We start from the raw sequence: 7360 nt of genomic DNA, 5'->3' as shown, positions 1-7360 counted from the left end.
CTATTATTGTGATAATGAACTTACTGATGAAATGATTATCCTGCTATGCACTATTTAAATGCAACGTATCAAACTCCCCTCATAATTCATTAACGATTGTTAACAGAAAAAAACCTTTTGATAAAGGTGATCTGGCTTGCAACAACTTTACAAAACCTACACCCGGTTGCACCATAAAGATGCATGGCACCATTTTGGTGCAATTTGTTATGCGAAAACCGCATATAATCAGGGAGTTAGTGAGTTGTTATTGAAACATTGTGTTACAACTCTTTACCCAAAAAAGACTTACCGAAGCGAACTTTTCCATTTTAACTTTTCGTGCTCAGTGTTAAGGTTCAAATCGTTTTACAGACAGACGTATTTAAAAACATGTACAAATACTCACAGCCCGATATTCCAGACATATAAAAGAAAGCGGGCATGAGAACTCCTTTATAAAAAAATCAAGGAAACTTAAATAATGATGAAGCGCAGTGTGTTGGCCTTAGCGGTCTCTTTAATTGCAGTGGGATCTACCGCAAATGCAGCAGAGATTTATAATAAAGACGGTAACAAACTGGACCTTTACGGTCGTGTAACCGCTAAGCATTATTTCTCCGATGACACCAGTTCTGATGGCGACATGACGTATGCGCGTCTGGGCTTTAAAGGCGAAACTCAAATTAACGACACACTGACCGGTTATGGCCAGTGGGAATACAATATTCAGGCTAACCATACTGAAAGTACTTCAACTACCCTGAATTCAGATGGGACTACGAGCAGCCACGGCGGTACCGAAGGGACTAAAACGCGTCTGGGCTTTGCTGGCCTGAAAATTAAAGATTTCGGTTCTATTGATTACGGCCGTAACTACGGTGTGGTTTACGACGCACTGGGCTTCACCGATATGTTGCCTGAGTTTGGTGGTGATACGGCTAACAATGACAACTTCATGGTAGGTCGTTCAAATGGCCTGGCCACTTACCGTAACCAGGACTTCTTCGGTCTGGTTACCGGCCTGAACATTGCACTGCAATATCAGGGTAAAAACGAAAACGACGGTCGTTCAGCGTCTAAAGGCAACGGCGACGGTTACGGTGCATCCATCGATTATGAAGATATCGCAGGTTCTGGTATCGGTGCAGTTATTGCGGGTTCTTCTTCTGACCGTACTAATGCACAAACCAGCTCCGCAATCGGTGCGGGTGATAAAGCTTCTGCATGGGCAACTGCGCTGAAATATGACGCAAACCAGATTTATCTCTCTGCAATGTATAACGAAACCCGCAATCAGGCACCGATCAAGGGTGGTTACGCTAACAAAACTCAGGGTTATGAGTTAGTTGCACAGTACCAGTTCGAAAATGGTCTGCGTCCGTCAATCGGTTACGTGCAGTCTAAAGCGAAAGATGTTGAAGGCGTTGGCGATGCTGACCTGGTCAAATACTTCGAAATCGGTGCGACTTACTACTTCAACAAAAACATGTATACCTATGTTGACTACATGATCAATCAGATCGATGACAACAATAAACTGGGCGTAAGCTCTGACGACATCGTGGCTGTTGCACTGACTTACCGCTTCTAAGTTAGTGGATTACATTATTACCCCATTCTGTGTCTGAAAAAGGTAATCGCAAAGGCAGAGTTCATTGGCTCTGCCTTTTTTTATGCTTGTCATTCCCCGTCTTTACGTCATCTCTTCCATCTTAAATAACCACAATAAATTCATATAGCTAAAGCTATAGCCTCACGTTATACCCTAACGCTAAACAAGTATTCGTCAGCCGGTTTCTCCCGTGGAATATTCTCTGCAGTCCGATTTAATCCTCATTAAAAAAATGTTCCCGGAGAAACTGACATGCAGCAAATTCCAAAGCCGTATCTTTTATTCCTTGGTGATGTGATGGATCCGCTGGCGGCAAAAACGGCGCGCGGTATTCAGGTCTGGCGCCCGGAAGCCTGCATCGGGCAAATCCGTCTGGCGACAGATTCCGTGTCATTAGGCTTGCCGGATCTGGATATCGCCACGGCAAAAGCGCAGGGTGCGAAAACCATGGTGCTGGGTACGGCAAATTCCGGCGGCAAACTGCCTGCGCACTGGATTGATTCCATCAAAGCGGCGATCACTGCCGGTCTGAATGTGGCGAATGGCCTGCATCAGGGGCTGAATGACATTCCTGAGCTGGTCGCGCTGGCCGCTGAACATCATGTGCAACTGTTCGATGTGCGCCACATGCAACCGGCGCTGGATACCGGCACCGGTAAGAAACGCAGCGGTAAACGTATTCTGACGGTCGGCACTGACTGCTCGGTCGGCAAGATGTACACCTCGCTGGCGCTGGAGGCTGCCATGCGCGAGCTGGATTTAAAGGCTGATTTTCGCGCGACGGGCCAGACCGGCGTGCTGGTGGCGGGTGCCGGTATCGCGATTGATGCCGTGATTGCTGACTTTATTTCCGGTGCTGTCGAAGCGCTTTCCCCGGCTAATGATGATGACCACTGGGACATCATTGAAGGCCAGGGTTCGCTGTATCACCCGTCTTTTGCCGGTGTCAGCATGGGCCTGATCCATGGTGCGCAGGCGCATTTACTGGTGATGTGCCATGAACTGGGTCGCCCGCATATGCGCCATCTCCCGCATCAGTTTATGCCGACATTGCGCCAGTGCCTCGATACCAATCTGGCGGCTGCCAGCCTCACCAGCCCAGATGTCAGACTCGCCGGTTTCTCGCTTAACACGTCCTCTGTCAGCGAAGAAGAAGCCAAAATTGCGCTGGCGGAAATCAGCGAAGAGTTCGGCGTACCGGCTACCGATCCGGTGCGTTTCGGGATCAAAAACATCGCGCAATGGATCAAGGAAAACGCGTAATGATTCAGATGACTTTCCAGGCCGTTGAACTGCCGCTGGCAAAACCCTTTGCGATTTCCCGTGGCACGCGTACCGCTGTCACGGTGGTGCGCGTTTCTCTGACCGAGGGTGAATTTACCGCAGTCGGGGAATGTACACCGACCGCGCATTATCAGGAATCCCCGCAAAGTGTGTGCGGGCAACTGGAGCTTATCCGCCCGCAAGTTGAACAGGGGCTGAGTCGCGAAGCGCTGCAACAGGCGTTACCGGCTGGTTCGGCGCGCAATGCCCTCGATTGTGCAATGTGGCGTCTCGATGCGGCAAAACAGGGCAAAGACCTGTGGCAACTGCTTGATATGCCTAAGCCTGTTTCGGTGATTACCGCCGAAACCCTGAGTCTGGATCTGCTGGAAAACATGGCAAATGCCGCCGCTGTGGCCGTCGCCGGTGGCGCGCAACTGCTGAAAATCAAACTCGACCGCGAGCAGATTATCGAGAAAGTGGCGGCCATCCGTGCCGCTGCACCACAGGCTACGCTGGTGGTGGACGCTAACGAAGCCTGGTCGGGTCTGGATCTCGGCAGCCTGTTTCAGGCGCTGTACGAATTGAACGTGGCGATGATCGAACAACCGCTGCCTGCCGGTAATGACAACGATCTGGTGCGTTGTTTGCATCCTGTTCCTGTCTGCGCCGACGAAAGCTGTCATGAACGCGGGGATATCGAAGGGCTGCGTGACCGTTACGAGATGATCAATATCAAGCTCGATAAATGCGGTGGCCTGACGGAAGCCCTGGCCATGACCGAGGTGGCGCGGCAGTTCGGTTTGCGCATTATGGTTGGTTGTATGCTCGGTTCATCCCTGGCGATGGAGGCGGCGCTGCCGGTGGCGGTGCAGGCGGAACGGGTCGATCTTGATGGCCCGATCTGGCTGGCGCAGGACGCCGAACCGGCATTGCGCTATGAAAACGGTGAAGTCTGGCTTTAACAGTTCGGCCTATAAAGGAGGCGTTTATTGATGACAGTGCCCATTTTGCAGATTAACGATTTGTCGGTGACATTCTCCGGCCGGCAAGGCAAAACGCAGGCGCTGAAAGGCGTTTCCTTCTCAGTTAATAAAGGTGAAGTGGTGGCCGTGGTCGGCGAAAGCGGATCCGGCAAGTCCGTCACTTCACTGAGCGTGATGGGGTTGCTGCCGGATTCTGCACATGTCGATGCGGGAAGTATTGCGTTTTTGGGCCGCAACGGTGTGTGCCATACGCTGACGTCAATGCCGGCATCCTCGCGCCGTAAACTGCGCGGGCAGGAAATGTCGATGATTTTTCAGGAGCCGATGACCTCGCTTAATCCTGTGCTGCGCGTGGGCGATCAGCTCACCGAAGGGCTGCTGGATCACGGCCTGGCGAATAAAACCACGGCGCTGAACAAAGCCCGCGAGTTGCTCAAACAGGTTCGCATTCCTGACGTTGAACGTATCCTTAAATGTTATCCGCATGAACTTTCCGGCGGTATGCGTCAGCGTGTGATGATTGCGCAGGCGCTGGCCTGTGACCCGGCGCTGCTGATTGCCGATGAACCTACGACGGCGCTGGATGTCACGGTGCAGGCGCGTATCCTGCAAATTTTGCGCGATCTGCAACAGGGCACTGACATGTCAGTTCTGTTTATCACCCACGATATGGGTGTGGTGGCGGAAATCGCCGATCGCGTGGTGGTGATGTACCAGGGCAAAGTGGTAGAGCAGGGCAGCGTGACGGAGATTTTCGCCAACGCGCAACATCCCTATACCCGCGCCTTACTGGCCGCCGTACCGAAATTAGGTGACATGCAGGGGTTGAAATGGCCGCGGCGCTTCCCGCTTTCAGGAGACAAAACGGGTCCAGCTATTTCGCCAGAAAAGCAATCGGTTGCAGGTGATCTCTCTCACATTCCAGCCGATGACGGGGATCAAAAAACAGCAAATTACTCGGTCCCCCCTTTGCTGGATGTACGCGGACTGCGTGTCTGCTACCCGATCCGTTCCGGCGTATTGTCACGCGTGACCCAGGAAGTGCACGCAGTAGAACAAATCGACTTCTCCCTCTGGCCGGGCGAAACGCTGGCACTGGTGGGCGAGAGCGGGTGCGGCAAATCCACCACCGGTCGCGCAATTTTACGGCTGGTCGGCAGCGAATCTGAAAGCATTCATCTTGAAGGCAAAGAAATTACCCTGATGCGTGACACCCCGTTTCAGGCGGTGCGCCGCCAGATCCAGATGGTGTTTCAGGACCCGTACGCGTCACTTAATCCGCGCCTGACCGTCGGGTTTTCCATTGCTGAACCTTTATTACTGCATGGCCTGAAAAAGTCCCTGGCCGATGCCACACCCGTGGTCAGTCAGTTGCTGAAAAGTGTCGGGCTTGAACCTTCCCATGCGCGGCGTTACCCGCATGAATTTTCCGGCGGCCAACGTCAGCGCATCGCGATCGCACGCGCCATGGCATTACAACCACAGGTAATTATTGCCGACGAGGCCGTGTCGGCGCTGGATGTGTCAGTTCAGGCGCAGGTCGTCAATCTGATGATGGATCTTCAGCGTGAGACCGGCGTTGCCTGGTTGTTTATTTCGCATGACATGGCGGTAGTGGAAAGGATCGCCAACCGGGTGGCGGTGATGTACAGCGGACAGATTGTTGAAATTGGCCCGCGTGACGCAGTGTTTAGTAATCCTCAACATCCTTATACCCGGCGCCTGCTCAGTTCGGTACCGGTGGCGGATCCGACACAACGTGCTTTACGCAATTTTGATGATGAGGAAGTGAAATCGCCGGTGCATCCGGCGGGTGTACAGATAGAAAAACGTCAATATTCCCGCGTCAGTGAACATCACTGGGTCGCACAGGGATAACTCACTCTTCTTTTTTTTGGGACACACAGGAGAACACCATGCATCCGACTTTAGTGCGCAAAAGCCTGCTTGCCGCCGGACTGGCGCTTTGTTTTGCCGCGTCGGTTCAGGCCAAAGATCTGCGTATTTCCATGTACGCTGACGTCACCGGTTTTGACCCGCACGACACCACAGATACGCTGAGCTATTCCATTCAGAGCGGCATTTTTGAACGCCTGTTCCAGTTCGACAGCAAAATGGCTGTTGTGCCGGTGCTGGCAACGGATTACACCAGCAACAGTGATGCCACCGAATTCACCCTTAATCTGCGCCATGACGTGACGTTCCAGGACGGCACGCCGTTCAATGCGGATGCGGTAAAAATTAACCTTGATCGTCTGGCAAATCCTGCCAATCACCTCAAGCGCAACTCCTTGTTCAGCATGATTAAATCTGTTGAAGTGCTCAGCCCGTATCAGGTGAAAATCACGCTGAACAAACCTTTTGGAGCCATGATTAACACCCTGGCGCACCCGTCTGCGGTGATGCACAGCCCGGCGTCATTAAAACAATACCCGAATGAACAGGATCTGAGCGTACATCCGGTGGGAACCGGCCCGTTTAAGTTTGTGGAATGGCAGCAGGGTAAAGACGTCAAACTGGTGAAATACGACAATTACTGGCAGAAAGGCTGGCCGAAAGTGGATGCCGTCACGTTATATCCGACGCCGGAAGACTCCACTCAGGTGGCGAAACTGAAATCCGGCGGTGTGGACGCGGTATATCCGTTGCCGTCCGATCTGGTGGATACCGTGAAAAGCGATCCGAAACTGGATATTGCCGAAGATCCGGGCATCTATCTGTATTACATCGCCTTCAATACGCAGAAAAAAGAGTTCTCGGATGTGCGTGTCCGTCAGGCGATTAACTACGCTATCGACCGTAATCTGTGGCTGAAAGTCGGTTTTGCCGGTCTGGGTTCGCCGTCTACTTCGCCGCTGCCGAAAAATGTCCAGTTCTATCAGAAACAAACCACGCCGGATTACAGCTACAACATCGCCAAAGCGAAAGCGCTGATGAAAGAAGCCGGTTACGGGAACGGCTTTGATGTTGAAATGTGGAGCTCGAACAAAACCGACCGAATCCGCAGCGCGCAATTCCTGAAACAGCAACTTTCTCTGATTGGCGTGCGTGTGAAACTGGTGCCGATGGATGCCGGAACGCTGACCCAACGCCTGTGGAGCACGCCGAAACCGGCAGATGCCAAAGTGGAAATGTATTACGGCGCCTGGTCAGCCTCGACCGGCGATGCAGACTGGGCGCTGCGTCCGCTGTTCGCCACCGAATCCTGGATCCCGTCGGCCTATAACGTCTCTTATTACAGCAACAAACAAGTGGATGCGGCGATCACCGCCGGTCTGCAAACCGCTGACGTCGAAAAACGTAAAGCGGCTTATGCCGATGCGCAGAAATTGTTGTGGGCGGATGCACCGGTGGCCTATCTCGGCGTGCCTGACAACCTGGTGGGCAAGAGCAAAGATCTCTCCGGTGTTTACATGCTGGCCGACGGCTCGCTGATTTTTAATCAGGCACAGTTTAAATAATTTTTTTGCTCCTCCCCCTGCGAAGGGGGAGGCTGGGAGGGGGTTTAGCAGGCAAC

Annotated in this window: 5 protein-coding genes; all 5 read left to right on the top strand. The window is 52.6% G+C overall.

Annotated features, from left to right (window positions below):
- Positions 1 to 463 precede the first annotated feature (463 nt).
- The 5 genes from J1785_RS05210 to J1785_RS05190 all read left to right on the top strand — a co-directional run bounded on the left by J1785_RS05210 (position 464) and on the right by J1785_RS05190 (position 7304).
- Positions 464 to 1573: a porin gene (locus J1785_RS05210; protein WP_269154538.1), complete on the top strand. Its 1110-nt coding sequence runs from the start codon at positions 464 to 466 to the stop codon at positions 1571 to 1573.
- 273 nt (positions 1574 to 1846) lie between these two features.
- Positions 1847 to 2857, top strand: a complete 1011-nt coding sequence (gene dgcN, locus J1785_RS05205; protein ID WP_217218959.1) for an N-acetyltransferase DgcN — start codon at positions 1847 to 1849, stop codon at positions 2855 to 2857.
- Positions 2857 to 3822, top strand: coding sequence for an N-acetyl-D-Glu racemase DgcA (gene dgcA, locus J1785_RS05200; protein WP_129951449.1), 966 nt, complete (start codon positions 2857 to 2859; stop codon positions 3820 to 3822). The genes dgcN and dgcA overlap by 1 nt, the downstream gene beginning before the upstream one ends.
- 30 nt (positions 3823 to 3852) lie before the next feature.
- Positions 3853 to 5721, top strand: a complete 1869-nt coding sequence (locus tag J1785_RS05195; RefSeq protein WP_217218958.1) for an ABC transporter ATP-binding protein — start codon at positions 3853 to 3855, stop codon at positions 5719 to 5721.
- A 38-nt stretch (positions 5722 to 5759) separates the two neighbouring features.
- A complete protein-coding gene (locus J1785_RS05190; protein WP_129951447.1) occupies positions 5760 to 7304 on the top strand; it encodes a glutathione ABC transporter substrate-binding protein in 1545 nt (514 codons plus the stop codon).
- Positions 7305 to 7360 lie beyond the last annotated feature (56 nt).

Source organism: Rahnella perminowiae, from assembly GCF_019049755.1.
In the GTDB taxonomy this organism is placed as follows: Bacteria; Pseudomonadota; Gammaproteobacteria; order Enterobacterales; family Enterobacteriaceae; genus Rahnella; species Rahnella perminowiae.
Note: the sequence above shows the minus strand (reverse complement) of the source record. Positions and strands in the feature narration are given on the sequence as shown.